General features: G+C 60.6%; 13 protein-coding genes. 6 read left to right on the top strand and 7 right to left on the bottom strand.

Annotated elements, in window-relative coordinates; genetic code table 11:
• The first annotated feature begins 54 nt into the window (after positions 1–54).
• The 4 genes from AB4P91_RS17615 (at position 55) to AB4P91_RS17600 (ending at position 6,022) form a co-directional block, all read left to right on the top strand.
• The gene (locus tag AB4P91_RS17615) at positions 55–1,470 is read left to right on the top strand and encodes a sigma-54 interaction domain-containing protein (protein WP_395603316.1); all 1,416 of its coding nucleotides are present in this window, start codon (positions 55–57) and stop codon (positions 1,468–1,470) included.
• 276 nt (positions 1,471–1,746) lie between these two features.
• On the top strand, positions 1,747–3,138 hold the full coding sequence (locus AB4P91_RS17610; protein WP_150592047.1) for a GntP family permease: 1,392 nt from the start codon (positions 1,747–1,749) through the stop codon (positions 3,136–3,138).
• Positions 3,139–3,145: 7 nt separating this feature from the next.
• Entirely contained in the window at positions 3,146–3,919 is a 774-nt protein-coding gene (hbdH, locus tag AB4P91_RS17605) for a 3-hydroxybutyrate dehydrogenase (protein ID WP_150592048.1), read from the top strand.
• A 147-nt stretch (positions 3,920–4,066) separates the two neighbouring features.
• Positions 4,067–6,022 carry an acetoacetate--CoA ligase gene (locus tag AB4P91_RS17600; protein ID WP_395603315.1) on the top strand — a complete coding sequence of 652 codons (1,956 nt, stop codon included), beginning with the start codon at positions 4,067–4,069 and terminating at the stop codon, positions 6,020–6,022.
• A gap of 5 nt (positions 6,023–6,027) precedes the next feature.
• Here AB4P91_RS17600 and AB4P91_RS17595 read toward each other — a convergent pair whose 3' ends face one another.
• The gene (locus AB4P91_RS17595; RefSeq protein WP_395603314.1) at positions 6,028–7,134 is read right to left on the bottom strand and encodes a PilT/PilU family type 4a pilus ATPase; all 1,107 of its coding nucleotides are present in this window, start codon (positions 7,132–7,134) and stop codon (positions 6,028–6,030) included.
• A 127-nt stretch (positions 7,135–7,261) separates the two neighbouring features.
• Between AB4P91_RS17595 and AB4P91_RS17590 the strand changes: the two genes are divergently transcribed.
• A complete protein-coding gene (locus AB4P91_RS17590) occupies positions 7,262–9,799 on the top strand; it encodes a PAS domain-containing protein (protein ID WP_395603313.1) in 2,538 nt (845 codons plus the stop codon).
• 51 nt (positions 9,800–9,850) lie between these two features.
• On the top strand, positions 9,851–10,126 hold the full coding sequence (locus AB4P91_RS17585) for a peptidylprolyl isomerase (protein ID WP_395603312.1): 276 nt from the start codon (positions 9,851–9,853) through the stop codon (positions 10,124–10,126).
• 142 nt (positions 10,127–10,268) lie between these two features.
• Here AB4P91_RS17585 and AB4P91_RS17580 read toward each other — a convergent pair whose 3' ends face one another.
• The 6 genes from AB4P91_RS17580 to AB4P91_RS17555 form a co-directional block, all read right to left on the bottom strand.
• Positions 10,269–11,201 carry a sugar kinase gene (locus tag AB4P91_RS17580; protein ID WP_150687177.1) on the bottom strand — a complete coding sequence of 311 codons (933 nt, stop codon included), beginning with the start codon at positions 11,199–11,201 and terminating at the stop codon, positions 10,269–10,271.
• A gap of 156 nt (positions 11,202–11,357) precedes the next feature.
• The gene (locus tag AB4P91_RS17575; RefSeq protein WP_395603311.1) at positions 11,358–12,572 is read right to left on the bottom strand and encodes an amino acid deaminase; all 1,215 of its coding nucleotides are present in this window, start codon (positions 12,570–12,572) and stop codon (positions 11,358–11,360) included.
• Between the two features lie 43 nt (positions 12,573–12,615).
• Positions 12,616–13,380 (bottom strand): IclR family transcriptional regulator, encoded by a 765-nt coding sequence (locus AB4P91_RS17570; protein ID WP_047301511.1) that lies wholly within the window; start codon positions 13,378–13,380, stop codon positions 12,616–12,618.
• Between the two features lie 211 nt (positions 13,381–13,591).
• Positions 13,592–13,981 (bottom strand): RidA family protein, encoded by a 390-nt coding sequence (locus AB4P91_RS17565; RefSeq protein WP_150597788.1) that lies wholly within the window; start codon positions 13,979–13,981, stop codon positions 13,592–13,594.
• A gap of 21 nt (positions 13,982–14,002) precedes the next feature.
• Positions 14,003–14,800 (bottom strand): amino acid ABC transporter ATP-binding protein, encoded by a 798-nt coding sequence (locus AB4P91_RS17560; RefSeq protein ID WP_395603310.1) that lies wholly within the window; start codon positions 14,798–14,800, stop codon positions 14,003–14,005.
• Positions 14,797–15,459: an amino acid ABC transporter permease gene (locus AB4P91_RS17555; protein ID WP_042559394.1), complete on the bottom strand. Its 663-nt coding sequence runs from the start codon at positions 15,457–15,459 to the stop codon at positions 14,797–14,799. The genes AB4P91_RS17560 and AB4P91_RS17555 overlap by 4 nt, the downstream gene beginning before the upstream one ends.
• Positions 15,460–15,461: the final 2 nt, after the last annotated feature.

Below are 15,461 nucleotides of genomic sequence, written 5' to 3'. Positions count from 1 at the left end.
GAGCTTGCTCGCGAAGAGGCCAGCACCGGCAACACACATTCAGGATCAGCCTTCATGAACACCACCGAAAGCCTCAAGGACTACCAACGGGTTCGCACCCTGGCGATCCGCTCGCTGTTCGAGATCATCGAGCAATCGAGCGAAGGCACGGTGATTGTCGATCGCGACGCCAACATCGTCTGGATGAACGAGCGCTACGCCCGACGTTTCGGCCTGGAGTCCGCTGCCGGTGCGATCGGCAAGCCTTGCGAAAGCGTGATCCCCGGCAGCCTGTTGCGTGAAGTGGTGCGCAGCGGGCGGCCGATTCTGCTGGATATGCAGGACACACCGAAAGAGCCGTTGGTGGTGATGCGCCTGCCGATTCACGACGATGCCGGCACGGTGATTGGCGCAATCGGTTTCGCCCTGTTTGATGAGTTGCGCACCCTGTCGCCGATGCTCAAGCGCTACCTGAGCATGCAGGAGGAACTGGCCTCGACCCGCTCCTTGCTGCGTGCGCGGCAGACCAAGTACAACTTTGCGCATTTCATCGGCACCAGTGCCGCCAGCCTCGAAGTCAAACGCCGCGCTCGCCGCAGCGCCAGCGCCGACTCGCCGGTTTTGTTGCTCGGCGAAACGGGCACCGGCAAGGAGCTGTTGGCCCAGGCAATCCACAGTGCTTCGCCACGGGCGCACAAGGCGTTTGTCAGCATCAACAGTGCGGCGATCCCCGAGGCGCTGCTCGAAGCGGAGTTTTTCGGCACGGCACCGGGCGCCTTCACCGGCGCTGACCGCAAGGGCCGCACTGGCAAACTGCAGATTGCTCAGGGCGGCACGTTGTTTCTTGATGAAATTGGCGACATGCCGTTGCCGCTGCAAAGCAAACTGCTGCGCGTGCTGCAAGAGAAAGAGTTCGAGCCGGTGGGCTCCAATGAAGTGATCCAGAGCGATGTGCGGGTGATCGCCGCGACATCGACAGACTTGCAAGCGGCAATCAAACGCGGTGAGTTCCGCGCTGACTTGTATTACCGACTCAACGTATTGCCCATCAATGTGCCGCCGTTACGGGACAGGCTCGATGACCTGCCCGCGCTCAGCGAAGCCATTCTCGAAGAGCTGCGCAGCCAGCACGAACTGCACCGCGAAGCCTTGGCGTTGCTCGGGCAGCATGCCTGGCCGGGCAACATTCGCGAGCTGCGCAACGTGCTGGAACGGGCGGCGCTGCTCAGCGATGACCTGATGCTTTCAGAGGTCGACATTCGTGCGGCAATCGGCACGTTTACGCCAGTGGAGCGGACCTGCGCACCGATTGTTGAACCGTTGGCCGTGGAAACATTCGCCCAGGCGCGCGAACGGTTTGACCGACAATTGATCCAGTCTGCACTTGTGCAATGTGGGGGCAAGGTGCCGGCCGCAGCGGCTCGGCTGGGGCTTGGGCGGTCGACGTTGTACAAGAAGATGATGGCGTTGGGGGTTGTCGAGTCTCAATAGAGAGACATGCATCTCGATATAAAGACAAGAACAAAAGCATCGCTGGCAAGCCAGCTCCCACAGGTTTATCGCAGTCCTGTGGGAGCTGGCTTGCCAGCGATGACGTCGGATGATTCAAAAAAACATCTCAAAACAGAGACAAAGCGTTTGTTTAAAGCCCGCCACTCAGAATAATTTCCATATATTTCAACAAGTTAGATATATGGCACAAAACTCGCTAAAGCCTCTCCCACACCTGTTTCAACCACAAAAATAACAATTCTGGAGAGACACACCATGAGTGTGATCATTGCCTTGGCAGCCCTCGCGCTGCTGATGCTCGCGGCCTACCGTGGCTACAGCGTTATCCTTTTTGCCCCGATTGCCGCCCTCGGCGCTGTCCTGTTGACCGACCCCTCCGCTGTCGCCCCTGCCTTCACCGGGGTGTTCATGGAAAAAATGGTCGGTTTCATCAAACTGTACTTTCCCGTGTTCCTGCTCGGCGCAGTGTTCGGCAAGTTGATTGAGCTGTCCGGATTTTCGCGCTCTATCGTCGCTGCCGCGATTCGCCTGCTTGGCACCAGGCAAGCCATGCTGGTCATCGTGCTGGTGTGCGCCGTGCTCACCTACGGTGGCGTTTCGCTGTTCGTCGTGGTGTTTGCGGTCTATCCGTTTGCCGCGGAGATGTTTCGCCAGAGCAATATCCCCAAGCGTCTGATCCCGGCGACCATCGCCCTCGGCGCGTTTTCGTTCACCATGGATGCCCTGCCCGGCACGCCGCAGATCCAGAACATCATTCCCAGCACCTTCTTCAATACCACCGCGTGGGCAGCGCCGTGGCTGGGTGTGATCGGCACGATTTTCGTGTTCTGCGCCGGCATGCTGTTCCTCCAGCGTCAGCGCAACAAGGCCCAGCGCGCCGGTGAAGGTTATGGCACCGAGCTGCGCAACGAGCCGGAAACAGCCGAAGACCTGAAGCTGCCAAACCCGTGGCTTGCGCTGTCGCCGCTGCTGGCAGTGGGCATCATGAACCTGCTGTTCACCCAGTGGATTCCGCAGTGGTACGGCAAGACCCACAGCCTCGCGCTGCCGGGCATGGCCACGCCGGTCACCACTGAAATCGCCAAACTGACGGCGATCTGGGCGGTACAAGCGGCGCTGCTGATCGGCATCCTCATGGTGCTGGTGTTCGGCTTTAAGGCGATTCGCAGCAAACTGGCCGAGGGCAGTAAGAGCGCGGTCAGCGGCGCGTTGCTGGCCGCCATGAACACCGCCTCCGAATACGGTTTCGGCGCGGTAATCGCCTCGCTGCCGGGGTTTCTGGTGCTGGCCGACTGGCTCAAGCAAATCCCCAATCCGCTGGTCAACGAAGCGATCACCGTGACCTTGCTCGCCGGGATCACCGGTTCGGCATCAGGCGGTATGAGCATTGCCCTGGCGGCGATGTCGGAGCAATTCATCAGCGCGGCGAACGCGGCGAACATTCCGCTGGAAGTGCTGCACCGTGTGGCCGCGATGGCCAGCGGCGGCATGGATACTCTGCCGCATAACGGCGCGGTGATCACGCTGCTGGCGGTTACCGGTCTGACCCACCGCGAAGCCTATAAAGACATTTTCTGTATTACGCTGATCAAGACCCTGGCGGTTTTTGTGGTGATCGGCACTTTCTACGCCACTGGCATTGTGTGAGGTATTGATGACGACTCTTACGGGCAAAACCGCACTGGTTACCGGCTCCACCAGCGGCATCGGCCTGGGCATCGCCCTTGCACTGGCCAAGGCTGGGGCCAACGTGATTCTCAATGGTTTCGGCGATGCCGCCAAAGTGATTGCCGAAGTGGCGCAGTCCGGCGGCAAGGTCGGCCATCATCCGGCCGACGTCAGCGACCCGGCGCAGATCGCCGAGATGATCGCGTACGCCGAGCGCGAGTTCGGCGGCGTCGACATTCTGGTCAATAACGCCGGTATCCAGCACGTCGCGGCGGTGGAAGAATTTCCGATCGAGCGCTGGGACTCGATCATCGCCATCAATCTTTCTTCGGTGTTCCACAGCACTCGCCTGAGCTTGCCGGGCATGCGCGACAAGGGCTGGGGACGAATCATCAACATTGCCTCCGTCCACGGCCAGGTAGGCTCGACGGGTAAAGCGGCTTATGTTGCGGCCAAACATGGCGTGATCGGGCTGACCAAAGTGGTCGGCCTGGAAACGGCGACGAGTAACGTCACCTGCAACGCTATCTGTCCGGGCTGGGTGTTGACGCCGCTGGTGCAGAAGCAGATCGATGATCGCGCAGCCAAGGGCATTGACCCGCAGCAGGCGCAACATGATTTGCTGGCAGAGAAACAGCCGTCACTGGAATTCGTCACCCCGCAGCACTTGGGCGAACTGGTGTTGTTTCTGTGCAGCGAGGCTGGCAGCCAGGTGCGTGGCGCGGCGTGGAATATTGATGGTGGGTGGTTGGCGCAGTAAGTTTTCGCGCAGCCATTCTCCTTGTGGGAGCGAGCCTGCTGGCGAAGGCGGTGCGTCAGTCCCGTATGCATTCACTGACAGAATGCTTACGCGAGCAGGCTCGCTCCCACAGGTGATGTGCATGAACAACAAAACAAGAGGCAACCCATGTCCGACATCCTCTGGCAACCCAACGCCAGCCGCATCGCCAAATCGCGGATGGACGCGTTCCGACGCTTCGTCAATGAGCGCCATTCGCTGAACCTTGGCAACTACCCTGTCCTGCATCAGTGGAGCATCGATCAGCGCGACGAGTTCTGGCAGGCCATCGTTGATTTCTTCGACATCGGCTTCCATGCCCAGCCCGACGCCGTGCTGCGCGAAGGCGCGAAAATGCCCAGCGCCGAATGGTTTCCCGGTGCGACGCTGAATTTTGCCGAGCACCTGTTGCGCCGGCGCGATGAGGCGGTGGCAGTCGTGAGCGTGGCGGAAAATGGTCAGCGCGAGCAGTTGACCTGGGCCGAGCTGGCCCGCCAGGTCGCGGGGTTTCAGGCAAGCCTGCAAGCAGCTGGCGTTGGTCTCGGCGACCGGGTGGCAGCGTGCATGCCAAACACCTGGCAGACCCTGGTGGCGATGCTCGCGACCACCAGCCTCGGCGCGATCTGGTCATGTTCATCACCGGACTTCGGCACCCATGGCGTGATCGACCGCTTTGGCCAGATCGAGCCGAAAGTGCTGATCACCTGCGCCGGCTATCGCTATGCCGGCAAAGAGATCGACCAGACGACCAAGCTCAATGAAATCCTTGCGCAACTGCCGTCGCTGCAACAGCTGATCATCGTGCCTTACGCGCGCTCGCAGGCTCGCGTGGACGATTATCGAACACACACCGATGTCACGCGCTGGGATGATTTCTACACGCCGGGCGGCGAGCCGTTCTTCGTCCCGGTGGCATTCGCCCATCCGCTGTACGTGCTGTATTCCAGCGGCACCACCGGCGTGCCGAAATGCATCGTGCACAGCACCGGCGGCGTGCTGCTGCAACACGTGAAAGAACATGGATTGCACGTCGACCTCGGTCCCGGCGACCGTTTGTTCTACTACACAACGTGTGGCTGGATGATGTGGAACTGGCTGGTGTCGGCCCTCGCAGTCGGCAGCGCTGTGGTGCTGTATGACGGTTCGCCCTTTCACCCAGGTCCCGAGCATTTGCTGGATCTGCTGGAAGATGAGCGCGTCAGCGTATTCGGCACCAGCCCAAAATTTCTCGCAACCCTGGAAAGCAATGGCCTCAAGCCCCGCGAAAGCCATGATCTGAGCGCCTTGAAAACCCTGCTCTGCACCGGCTCAGCCTTGTCGCCGCAGAGCTACGATTTCGTCTATCGCGACTTCAAACCGGACGTCTGCCTGGCCTCGATGTCCGGTGGCACCGATATCGTTTCCTGCTTCGTTAACGGCAATCCGCTATCCCCCGTGCGGCGCGGCGAGATCATGGGCAAAAGCCTGGGCATGGCGGTTGAAGTCTGGAACGACGCGGGTCAGCCGGTGATTGGTGAAAAAGGCGAGTTGGTGTGCACCCGGCATTTCCCGGCGACGCCGATCGGCCTGTGGAATGACCCGGAGGGCGAGAAGCTGCGCAAATCCTATTTCAGCCTGTTCCCCGGAGTCTGGGCGCAAGGCGATTACGCCGAAGAGTTGCCCCACGGCGCCATGATGATTCACGGCCGCTCCGACGCCGTGCTCAATCCGGGCGGCGTGCGCATCGGTACGGCGGAGATTTATCGGCAGGTGGAAAAAGTCTCGCAAGTGCTCGACAGCGTGGCTATCGGGCAGCAATGGCAGGACGATGTGCGGGTGGTGTTGTTTGTGCGACTTCAGGACGGTGTTGAACTGGACGAGGCACTGGAAGCACAGATCCGCCAGGTCATCCGCGCCAACACCACACCTCGCCATGTGCCAGCGAAAATCGTCGAAGTCACGGACATTCCGCGGACGATCAGTGGCAAAGTCGTCGAACTCGCCGTGCGCAATGTCGTCCACGGCGAGAAGGTCAAGAACACCGATGCACTGGCCAACCCCGAGGCGCTGGAGCAGTTTCGCAATCGCGTCGAACTCAACGACTGAACGGCTCAGTCCATCAGGCCCCACTCACCCGACGCGGATGGCGCCGCAACCGCATCCGCTTGCAACTTCAAACGCAGGCGCAGGTTGTTCACCGAGTCGGCATGTTTCAGCGCTTCGTCTTCGCTGATGGCCCCTTCCACCACCAGGGCGTGCAGCGCCGCGTCAAAGGTCTGCATGCCCAACTCAGCGGACTTCTCCATGATGCCTTTGAGTTCGCCCAATTCGTTACGCCGGATCAGATCGGCAATGGTGGGCGTGCCCAGCATCACTTCGACCGCCGCACGCCGTTGCCCGTCGAGCGTGCGGACCAAGCGCTGGGAAACGAAGGCCTTGAGGTTGTTGCCCAAGGCATGCAGTAACTGCGGTCGGCGCTCCTCGGCAAACAGGTTGATGATCCGATCGAGTGCCTGATGGGCATTGTTGGCGTGCAGGGTCGACAGCACCAAGTGACCGGTTTCGGCAAATGCCAGCGCATGTTCCATGGTTTCGCGGTCACGGATTTCCCCGATCAGTACCACGTCGGGCGCCTGGCGCAGGGTATTTTTCAGCGCGGCTTGAAAGCTGCGCGTGTCGACTCCGACTTCACGCTGGTTGATGATCGAAAGCCGGTGCCGGTGGATGTACTCGATCGGGTCTTCGATGGTGACGATATGTCCGCTGCTGTGGCGGTTGCGGTGATCGATGAGTGCTGCCAGCGAGGTTGATTTTCCCGAATCGGTGGCGCCGACAAACAGTACCAGCCCCTGCTTGAGCATCACGGTTTCGAGCAATACTGGCGGCAGCTTGAGATCCTCGAAACGTGGAATATCGAGTTTGACGTTGCGGATCACAATGGATACATCGTTGCGCTGTTTAAAGATGTTGACCCGGAAGCGACCGGTGCCGGGGCGTGAGATTGCCAGGTTCATTTCCAGATCCCGGTCGAACTCCCTGCGCTGCTCGGCGTCCATGAGGGAGGAGGCTACCGTTGCCACCTCGCCGGGTTTGAAAGGTTGCTCGCTCAACGGGGTAAGCACGCCTTCAAAACGTGCACTGGGCGGAGCGCCCGTGGAGAGGAACAGGTCCGAACCATGACGACTCGCCAGTTGTTTTAGCAGTGCATCGATTTCCATGGCTGAAAGCACCTGCGAAGCTTGCAATGAACAGAGAGGACCCGCGCCGTGACGCCGCGAGCCAATGCGCGTCTACCAGACTAGGATAGTAGACGCCGCCCTACCGACTGACGCTCAGGATGCAACGATGAACGCTGTACCAACCAGCAACGACGCCCAGGCACTGATTGCCCGTACCGATTGGAGCCGCAGCCCTCTGGGCGCTGCAGGCACCTGGCCGCAGAGCCTGCGCACCGCCGTGGACATCGTGATTCACTCGCCGATGCCGATGTTGCTGATGTGGGGTCCGGAGTTGACGCAGATCTATAACAACGGCTTTGCCCTGCTCGCCGGGAGCAAGCACCCGCACGCTTTCGGACAGCCGGCGCACCAGATATGGCCCGAACTTCGAGACTTTACCGATCCGATTTACAGCGCCGTCCTACAAGGTCAGGTACGCACCTACAGTGAACAGCGCTTCACCCTGCAACGTGATGGCAAGGATTCGGAGTTCTGGCTTGATCTCACGTATAGCCCGATCCGTGATGAAAACGCACAGGTAGCCGGGATCCTCGTTACCGCGATTGAAACCAACGAACGGCGGCGCATCGCTCTGGAGTTGCAGCAGCGTTCGGACGAAAGCCTCAGGGTTCAGCGCGACACCGAAGAGCGACTGCAACTGGCGCTCGCCGCCACCGATGCGGTCGGCACCTGGGACTGGGACATCGGTGAAGATCGCTTTATCGCCGACGCGCACTTTGCCCAGTTGCACGGCATTGATCCGGCCCGCGCCGGGCAATTGCCGATCAGCGATTATCTGAACGGCGTTCACCCCGAAGACCGTGCGCTGCTGGCCCGCAGCATCAAACATTGCATCACCCACGGCACGGAATACGCCGAGGAATACCGCTTGCTGTTGCCCGGCGGCGAGCAGCGCTGGGTATTCGCTCGCGGCCGCTGCTACAAGGATCACCATGGCCGGCCGGTGCGTTTTCTCGGTGCAGCCCTGGATCTGACCGAGCGTAAACAGACCGAACATGCGTTGCGCCAGAGTCAGACCGAATTACAACTGGTCATTAACGCCATGCCGATCCTGATCAGCTATGTCGACCACGAAGAACGCTTTCGCCTGAATAACGCGGCGTATCTCGACTGGTACGGTCTGACGCCGCAAGAGCTGTATGGTCGCACCATTCGCGAGGTAATCGGCGAGGAGGCCTATTTCCTGCGTTCGCCGTACATCGGCGAGGCGCTGGCCGGACGACCCTGCTCGTTCAGCCTGTACACGCCGCATCGCGACGGCAGCACCCGGCATGCGCTGATGAACTACTTGCCCCGCCACGGAGCGGATGGCGCGGTGAACGGCTTCTACATCTTTGTGATCGACGAGTCCGAGCGCAAGAAAACCGAAGAGGCGCTGCGCAATCTCAACGAAACACTTGAAGAGCGCGTCAGCGCCCGCACCGAACAATTGGCCCAGGCCAATGAGCGCTTGCAGAACGAGATGTTCGAACGCGAGCGCGCCGAAGATGCGTTGCGCCATGCACAGAAAATGGAAGCGGTCGGTCAGCTCACCGGCGGCATCGCCCATGACTTCAACAACATGCTCACCGGGATCATCGGCAGCCTCGACCTGATGCAACGCTATATCGCCAATGGTCGGGCCGACGAGATCGGGCGTTTTACCGACGCCGCCGTGTCGTCCGCCAACCGTGCCGCTGCGCTGACGCACCGCCTGCTGGCGTTTTCGCGACGCCAGTCACTGGATCGCAAAACCCTCGACGTCAACGCGCTGATCCGCTCGCTGGAAGATCTGATCCGTCGCACCAAGGGCGATCCGATCGCGCTCACGTTACGCCTGGCGGAAAACCTCTGGCCGGTCAGCACCGACGTCAGCCAACTGGAAAACGCCCTGCTCAACCTGGTGATCAACGCCCGCGACGCCATGCCCGATGGCGGTGAATTGCTGATCGAAACGGCCAATGTTTATCTCGATGGCAATGACATCACCACGCTGGAACCGGTCAAGGCCGGCGATTACCTGATGCTGGCGGTCAGCGACAACGGCAGCGGCATGACCCCTTCGGTGCTGTCCAAGGCTTTCGACCCGTTTTTCACCACCAAACCCATCGGCCAGGGCACCGGTCTGGGATTATCGATGATCTATGGTTTTGCGCAGCAATCAGGCGGCCATGTCAGCCTCGACAGCGTGCCGGGCCAGGGTACTTGCGTGCGTCTGTACTTGCCGCGTTTGCATGGCAGCGAACCGGAAAGGCCGGAGGCTGAACTTGTTGAGCAACCTGCGTCCATCGCCGCCGGTGAAACCGTGATGGTGGTCGAAGACGACCCGGCGGTGCGCATGCTGGTGCTCGATCTGCTCAGGGAGCTGGGCTACAACGGCTACGAGGCCGAGGACGCCAAGACCGCCCTGCCTTTGCTGGAGTCGAATGTGCGCGTCGATCTGCTGATCACCGACGTCGGGCTGCCGGGCATGAACGGGCGACAAATGGCGGAAATCGCACGCCAGCATCATCCGAAGCTCAAGGTGCTGTTCATGACCGGGTATGCGCAAAAGGCTGCCGAGCGTCAGGGCTTTCTTGAGGACGGTATGGACATGGTGGCCAAGCCGTTTTCGATTGAGCTGCTGGCCAGCAAGATCCGCACGATGATCAGCGAGACACCTTGAGTTGAGGCATAATCCGCGCCCCGCCGTCACCCCGTTATCAGGTACCGCACGATGAAAGCCCAAGCCCGCCACATTCTGGTGAAAACCGCCGATGAGGCCGAACAGCTCAAACAACGCATCGCCAAGGGTGAAGCGTTTGATGTATTGGCGAAGAAATACTCGACGTGCCCGTCCGGCAAGCGCGGCGGCGATCTGGGTGAAGTTCGGCCGGGGCAGATGGTCGGTGCGATTGATGCGGTGATCTTCAAGAAACCGCTGCGCACGGTGCATGGGCCGATCAAGAGCAAGTTCGGGTATCACCTGGTGCAGGTGTTTTACCGGGATTGAGTGGTTGGCTTGAGGGCCTCATCGCTGGCAAGCCAGCTACCACAGGGACCTGCCGGATGACATGGATCGTATGCACAGCGGTGATCCCTGTGGGAGCGGGCTTGCCCATGAACCGATTGCGCAGCAAGCGGCCATTCACCTTTTACCTCGGAATCAATGCCCCCGGCACCTGAATCACCTGGCTTGCCAATCGATGCCCGGCCTCGGCCGCATCCTCTGGACTTCCACCCAGCAAACGACTCGCCAGATAAGCCGCACTGAACGAATCCCCTGCCGCCGTGGTGTCCACGACTTTCTCGACTTTCTGTGCCGGCACTGCAAACGCCTCACCGTCACACCGAATCAGGCACGCCTCAGCGCCGCGCTTGAGCACCACTTCGGGCGTGCCAATCTGCGCGTAAGCCTCGAACACCGCATCGCAGCCACTGAACCCAAACAGCGCCTGCTCGTCCTCCACGGTCAGCAACGCCAGATCGATGTGCGGTAACACGCTGCGATAAGCCGCACGCGCCTCTGCCACTGACGCCCATAAACGTGGCCGGTAGTTGTTGTCGAAGACGATCCGCGCATCACGCTCGCGTGCATCGATCAGGGTCTGGATCAGTCTTTCTCTGCCCTGCGCACCGAGCACGGCCAGGGTGATGCCGCTGAAATACAGCACGTCGTAATCCGGCAACGCCGCCAGAGTCGGCTCGGCTGCCGCAGTGGTAAAGCAATCGCGGACGGCCGCCTCGTTGCGCCAGTAGAGAAAGCGTCGCTCGCCGTTGGCGTCGGTCTGGATGCAATACAGACCCGGCAAGCGTCCAGGCAGGCGCTGTACGAGATCGAGGCCGATGCCTTCGCTCGACCAACTCTGACACATGGCGTCGCTGAAGCTGTCATCGCCCAGCGCGGTGACGTAGTCGACTTGCGCTTTATCGCCCATGGCGCGCGACAGGTAGACGGCGGTGTTGAGGGTATCGCCGCCGAAGCTTTGCTGCAGGCTGCCGTCGGCACGCTGCTGGAGTTCGATCATGCATTCGCCGATCAGGGCGATGCGTGGGGTATTGGGGCCCAGGGGGCTGAGAGTGGTCATTTTTTGTGGTGTCTCTGGTTGATCGATGGTGTCTGATCTGGCCCCATCGCTGGCAAGCCAGCTCCCACAGCTTTTGGGTCGTACACAAAATGTGCATCCACACTTCACCCTGTGGGAGCTGGCTTGCCAGCGATGGCGGCGCCTCGGTCTGGAGACCTAGAAACACGTCTCCATGGTTTCGATCACCGACAACTGTTCATCCACCAGCAAGCCCACGCGCCATTTATCAAAGGTCAGGCACGGGTGCGATGTACCGAAGGAAATGATGTCACCAACGCGCAGCTCAACGCCCGGCGCCACCGTCATGAACGCATGCTGATCCATCACTGCCGTGACCTTGCACGCGCCAACGTCCTTGCCCACCGCCGGCACCACACCGGCCGGGTAACGCAGCAGCGGCACCGGCAGCCCGGCGTCGTACGCCACGTCACGCTTGCCCAGTGCAATCACCGCAAACCCCGGCTCCGGCAGCGACTGCACGTGCGCCCACACTTCCAGTGCCGGACGCAGGCCTTCGTGCAGATCACTGCGACGATCAAGCACGCAGCACTGCGCCTCTTTGTAGATGCCATGGTCGTGCGCCACATAACTGCCTGGTCGCAACACGCTGAGGAAGCGGCCAGCAGCATTCTGCGCCTCGAACGATTCGGCAATCAGGTCGTACCATGCCGAGCCCGACGCCGTGATGATCGGTTTGGCGATGGCAAACGCGCCGCTGTTCTGCAACTGCACGGCCAGGCGCACCAACGACGCGGCAAATTCGCGAATGCCGCTGACCGCATGATCGCCGTGGATCACGCCCTCGTAACCTTCGATACCGGTCAGCGCCAGCGCCGGTTGCGCGCTGATTGCCTTGGCCAGCTCAATGACTTCCTGTTCGCTGCGGCAACCGCATCGACCACCGACCACGCCGTACTCGATCATCACGTTGAGTTTCACACCGCGCGAGGCGAAGTAAGCGCCGAGATCGGCCACGTTGTCCGGGTGATCAACCATGCAATAGAAGTCGAACGACGGATCCGTCAGCAGATCGGCGATCAGCGCCATGTTCGGCGTGCCGACCAATTGGTTGGCCATCAGCACACGACGCACACCGTGGGCGTAAGCCGCGCGGGTTTGAGTGGCGCTCGCGAGGGTGATGCCCCACGCACCGGCGTCGAGCTGACGCTTGAACAGGGCCGGGGTCATGCTGGTTTTGCCGTGGGGCGCGAGTTCGGCGCCGCTGTCGCTGACGAATGCCTGCATCCAGCGAATGTTGTGTTCCAGCGCTTCGCGGTGCAGCACCAGCGCCGGCAGGCTGACGTCTCGCACCAGGTGCGCGCCGATGGCGGCGTCGCCCTTTTCTACAGCAGTATTGATGGCAGTCGTCATGGTCAAACTCCTCACATTCATTCGCGGCCGCAGGCGGCCGCGGTTATTCGTTGATGCGCCGGGCGAGGCTGTTGGCGCTCTCGATCAATACCCGGCGATAGTCGTTGTAATGGGTCTTGGCATCGGCCCGTGGGGCGACGATGCACAAGGTGCAAATGGCTACGCCGGAAGGGTCTTTGACCGGTGCGGCGAAGCAGTGAGTGAAGGTGTCGGCGACGCTGTCGAAGGAGAAGAATCCATCAATGCCGGCCTGACGAATTTCCGCCAGAAAGCGCTCCAGCGGCAAGCGTTCGCCGTCGGGCAGGATGTAGTCACCTTCGTCGATCAGGTCGATGATTTGCTGGTCACTCAAATGCGCGAGCAACAGACGCCCGGACGCGGTCCAGGGGATTGGCGCGTTTTCGCCGATATCGGAAGAGATACGGAAATGCCGCTCGCCCTCCTTCATCAACGCCACCGTGTATTTGCGCCCGTTGAGCAGGCACATCTGCGCGGTTTCGCGGGTTTGGCTGACAATCTCCTGCAAGGCATGATCGGCCTCGCGGCTGAGGTCGAAATGGCGCAAATGCGCCTGCCCGAGAAAGTACAACTGCCGGCCCAGATAGACGTGACCGTCCTTGCCCACCGGTTCCAGAATCCGTCGTTCCAGCAGGGACGCGACGAGTTCGTAGACCGTGGATTTCGGGCTGCCAATGCCGTTGGCGATGTCGTTGGGACGCAGCGGCTGGCCGATCTCCTTGAGGAAATCGAGAATATCGAACGCCCGGTCCAGACCGCGTGCCCGGCGCTTGATGGTGTCTTCGGTCATGTCATTGGGTTCCCATAAAAGTTGCCGGGATGGTAACTGGCCCGCGTTGCTGTGTCAGTCGGATCGCTGCCCTCACCCCCCGCCCTCTCCCGGAGGTAGAGGGAGCTTGACCGTATCGAGGCAGAAGAAACTGACATGCCCCGAACTCCGCATCGACAGGGATCAGTCCCCTCTCCCTCGGGAGAGGGCCAGGGTGAGGAGCAGCCTTCACTCAAACCTTCTTCTTGTACGCAATGCAGTCGACCTCGACCTTGCAATCAACCATCATGCTCGCCTGCACACAGGCCCGTGCCGGCGCATGTTCCGGTTTGAAGTATTCGCCAAAGACCTTGTTGAAACTGCTGAAATCCCGTGGGTCATCCAGCCACACCCCGGCACGCACCACGTCTTCCAGGCCATACCCGGCCTCTTCGAGAATCGCGATCAGGTTCTTCATGGTCTGGTGGGTCTGCTCGACGATGCCGCCAACAATGATCTCGCCATCCACCGCCGGCACCTGACCGGAAACGTGTAGCCAGCCATCGGCTTCAACGGCGCGCGCGAATGGACGAGGCTGGCCGCCTGCGGCGGTGCTGCCGGTGCCGTAACGAGTAATGCTCATGGGTGTTTCTCCTGATAAAAATTAAAACCGCGTGTTTTTGAGGAACTCAGCCAGACGCGGCGATTGCGGGCGTTCGAACAGTTCCTTGGGAGGTCCCTGCTCCTCGATTCGCCCCTGATTCATGAATACGATTTTGTCCGAGACCTCGAAAGCGAAGCGCATCTCGTGGGTCACCAGCAGCATGGTCATGCCGTCCTCGGCCAGCCCCTTGATCACGCTGAGCACTTCGCCGACCAGTTCGGGGTCGAGGGCTGAAGTGACTTCGTCGAACAGCATCAGGCTCGGGTTCATCGCAATCGCCCGGGCAATCGCCACGCGCTGTTGCTGACCGCCAGACAACTGGCCGGGAAAGTGATTGCGGCGCTCCAGCAGGCCGACCCGCTCCAGCCATTTCTCGGCCAGCACCACGGCTTCGTCCTTGTGCATTTTCTTCACCTTGAGCAGGCCCAGGGTGACGTTCTGCAACGCAGTCAAATGCGGGAACAGGTTGAATTGCTGGAACGCCATACCCGTCATCGCCCGATGACGGGCGATGACTTTCTCGCTATGCCGCACGCGCTTGCCATTGATCTCGTCATAACCGATGGACTCGCCGTCGAGCAGGATCTGCCCGCCCTGAAACTCTTCGAGCATGTTCACGCAGCGCAGCAAGGTGGTTTTGCCCGAACCGCTGGAACCGATCAGCGTCACGACGTTGCCGCGTTGCATGCTCAGGTCGACACCCTTGAGCACTTCGACCGCGCCGTATTGCTTGTGCAGACCGCGAATATCCAGCAGCGGCTGGCTGTTTGCAGCGTTGAAAACTTGAGCTTCAGTCATGGCAAGGCCACCCGCTTTTCAATGTGCCGGCCGAGTAATTCGATGCCGTAGTTGATGACGAAAAACAGAAAACCGGCGAACAGATAGAACTCCAAAGTCATGAAGGTCCGGGCGATGATCTGTTGGGTGCTGAGGAGCAATTCGGCCACGCCGATCACCGAGAGCAAGGTCGAGGCCTTGACGATTTCGGTGGACGAGTTGACCCACGTCGGCAGGATCTGCCGCAGCGCTTGTGGCAGCAGCACGTAACCGAGCGACTGGTAAAACGTCAGGCCAATCGCCTTGCCCGCTTCCATCTGCCCGCGCGGCAACGCTTGCAATGCACCGCGCACGATTTCCGCCACGTGCGAGCCGCAGAACAGCGTCAGCCCTAACGCACCGGCCTGAAACGCGCTGATCTGCCAGCCGGCCGCTGGCGCCATATAGAAGCAGGCCAGCACCAGCACAAACACCGGCGTACCGCGAATGATGTCGACGTAAAACCGGAACGGCGCACGCATCCAGAATCGGCCGTAAGTCAGCACCAGGCCGGTGACGACGCCGAGCAGCGTGCCGAACAATATCGCCAGCGCCGACACCTGCACGCTGGTCAGAAAGCCCTGCCACAAGGTTTCGCGGGCAATCCACAATTCATTCAACCAACTGGGGGATTCGTACATCA

The sequence above is a fragment of the Pseudomonas sp. B21128 genome (assembly GCF_044218865.1).
In the GTDB taxonomy this organism is placed as follows: domain Bacteria; phylum Pseudomonadota; class Gammaproteobacteria; order Pseudomonadales; family Pseudomonadaceae; genus Aquipseudomonas; species Aquipseudomonas iridis.
Note: the sequence above shows the minus strand (reverse complement) of the source record. Positions and strands in the feature narration are given on the sequence as shown.

Excerpts from the sequence above, each read along its gene's own strand:
- AB4P91_RS17615 (WP_395603316.1), top strand. The coding sequence starts at position 55 with ATGAACACCACCGAAAGCCTCAAGGACTACCAACGGGTTCGCACCCTG.
- AB4P91_RS17610 (WP_150592047.1), top strand. The coding sequence starts at position 1,747 with ATGAGTGTGATCATTGCCTTGGCAGCCCTCGCGCTGCTGATGCTCGCG.
- hbdH (WP_150592048.1), top strand. The coding sequence starts at position 3,146 with ATGACGACTCTTACGGGCAAAACCGCACTGGTTACCGGCTCCACCAGC.
- AB4P91_RS17600 (WP_395603315.1), top strand. The coding sequence starts at position 4,067 with ATGTCCGACATCCTCTGGCAACCCAACGCCAGCCGCATCGCCAAATCG.
- AB4P91_RS17595 (WP_395603314.1), bottom strand. The coding sequence starts at position 7,134 with ATGGAAATCGATGCACTGCTAAAACAACTGGCGAGTCGTCATGGTTCG.
- AB4P91_RS17590 (WP_395603313.1), top strand. The coding sequence starts at position 7,262 with ATGAACGCTGTACCAACCAGCAACGACGCCCAGGCACTGATTGCCCGT.
- AB4P91_RS17585 (WP_395603312.1), top strand. The coding sequence starts at position 9,851 with ATGAAAGCCCAAGCCCGCCACATTCTGGTGAAAACCGCCGATGAGGCC.
- AB4P91_RS17580 (WP_150687177.1), bottom strand. The coding sequence starts at position 11,201 with ATGACCACTCTCAGCCCCCTGGGCCCCAATACCCCACGCATCGCCCTG.
- AB4P91_RS17575 (WP_395603311.1), bottom strand. The coding sequence starts at position 12,572 with ATGACGACTGCCATCAATACTGCTGTAGAAAAGGGCGACGCCGCCATC.
- AB4P91_RS17570 (WP_047301511.1), bottom strand. The coding sequence starts at position 13,380 with ATGACCGAAGACACCATCAAGCGCCGGGCACGCGGTCTGGACCGGGCG.
- AB4P91_RS17565 (WP_150597788.1), bottom strand. The coding sequence starts at position 13,981 with ATGAGCATTACTCGTTACGGCACCGGCAGCACCGCCGCAGGCGGCCAG.
- AB4P91_RS17560 (WP_395603310.1), bottom strand. The coding sequence starts at position 14,800 with ATGACTGAAGCTCAAGTTTTCAACGCTGCAAACAGCCAGCCGCTGCTG.
- AB4P91_RS17555 (WP_042559394.1), bottom strand. The coding sequence starts at position 15,459 with ATGTACGAATCCCCCAGTTGGTTGAATGAATTGTGGATTGCCCGCGAA.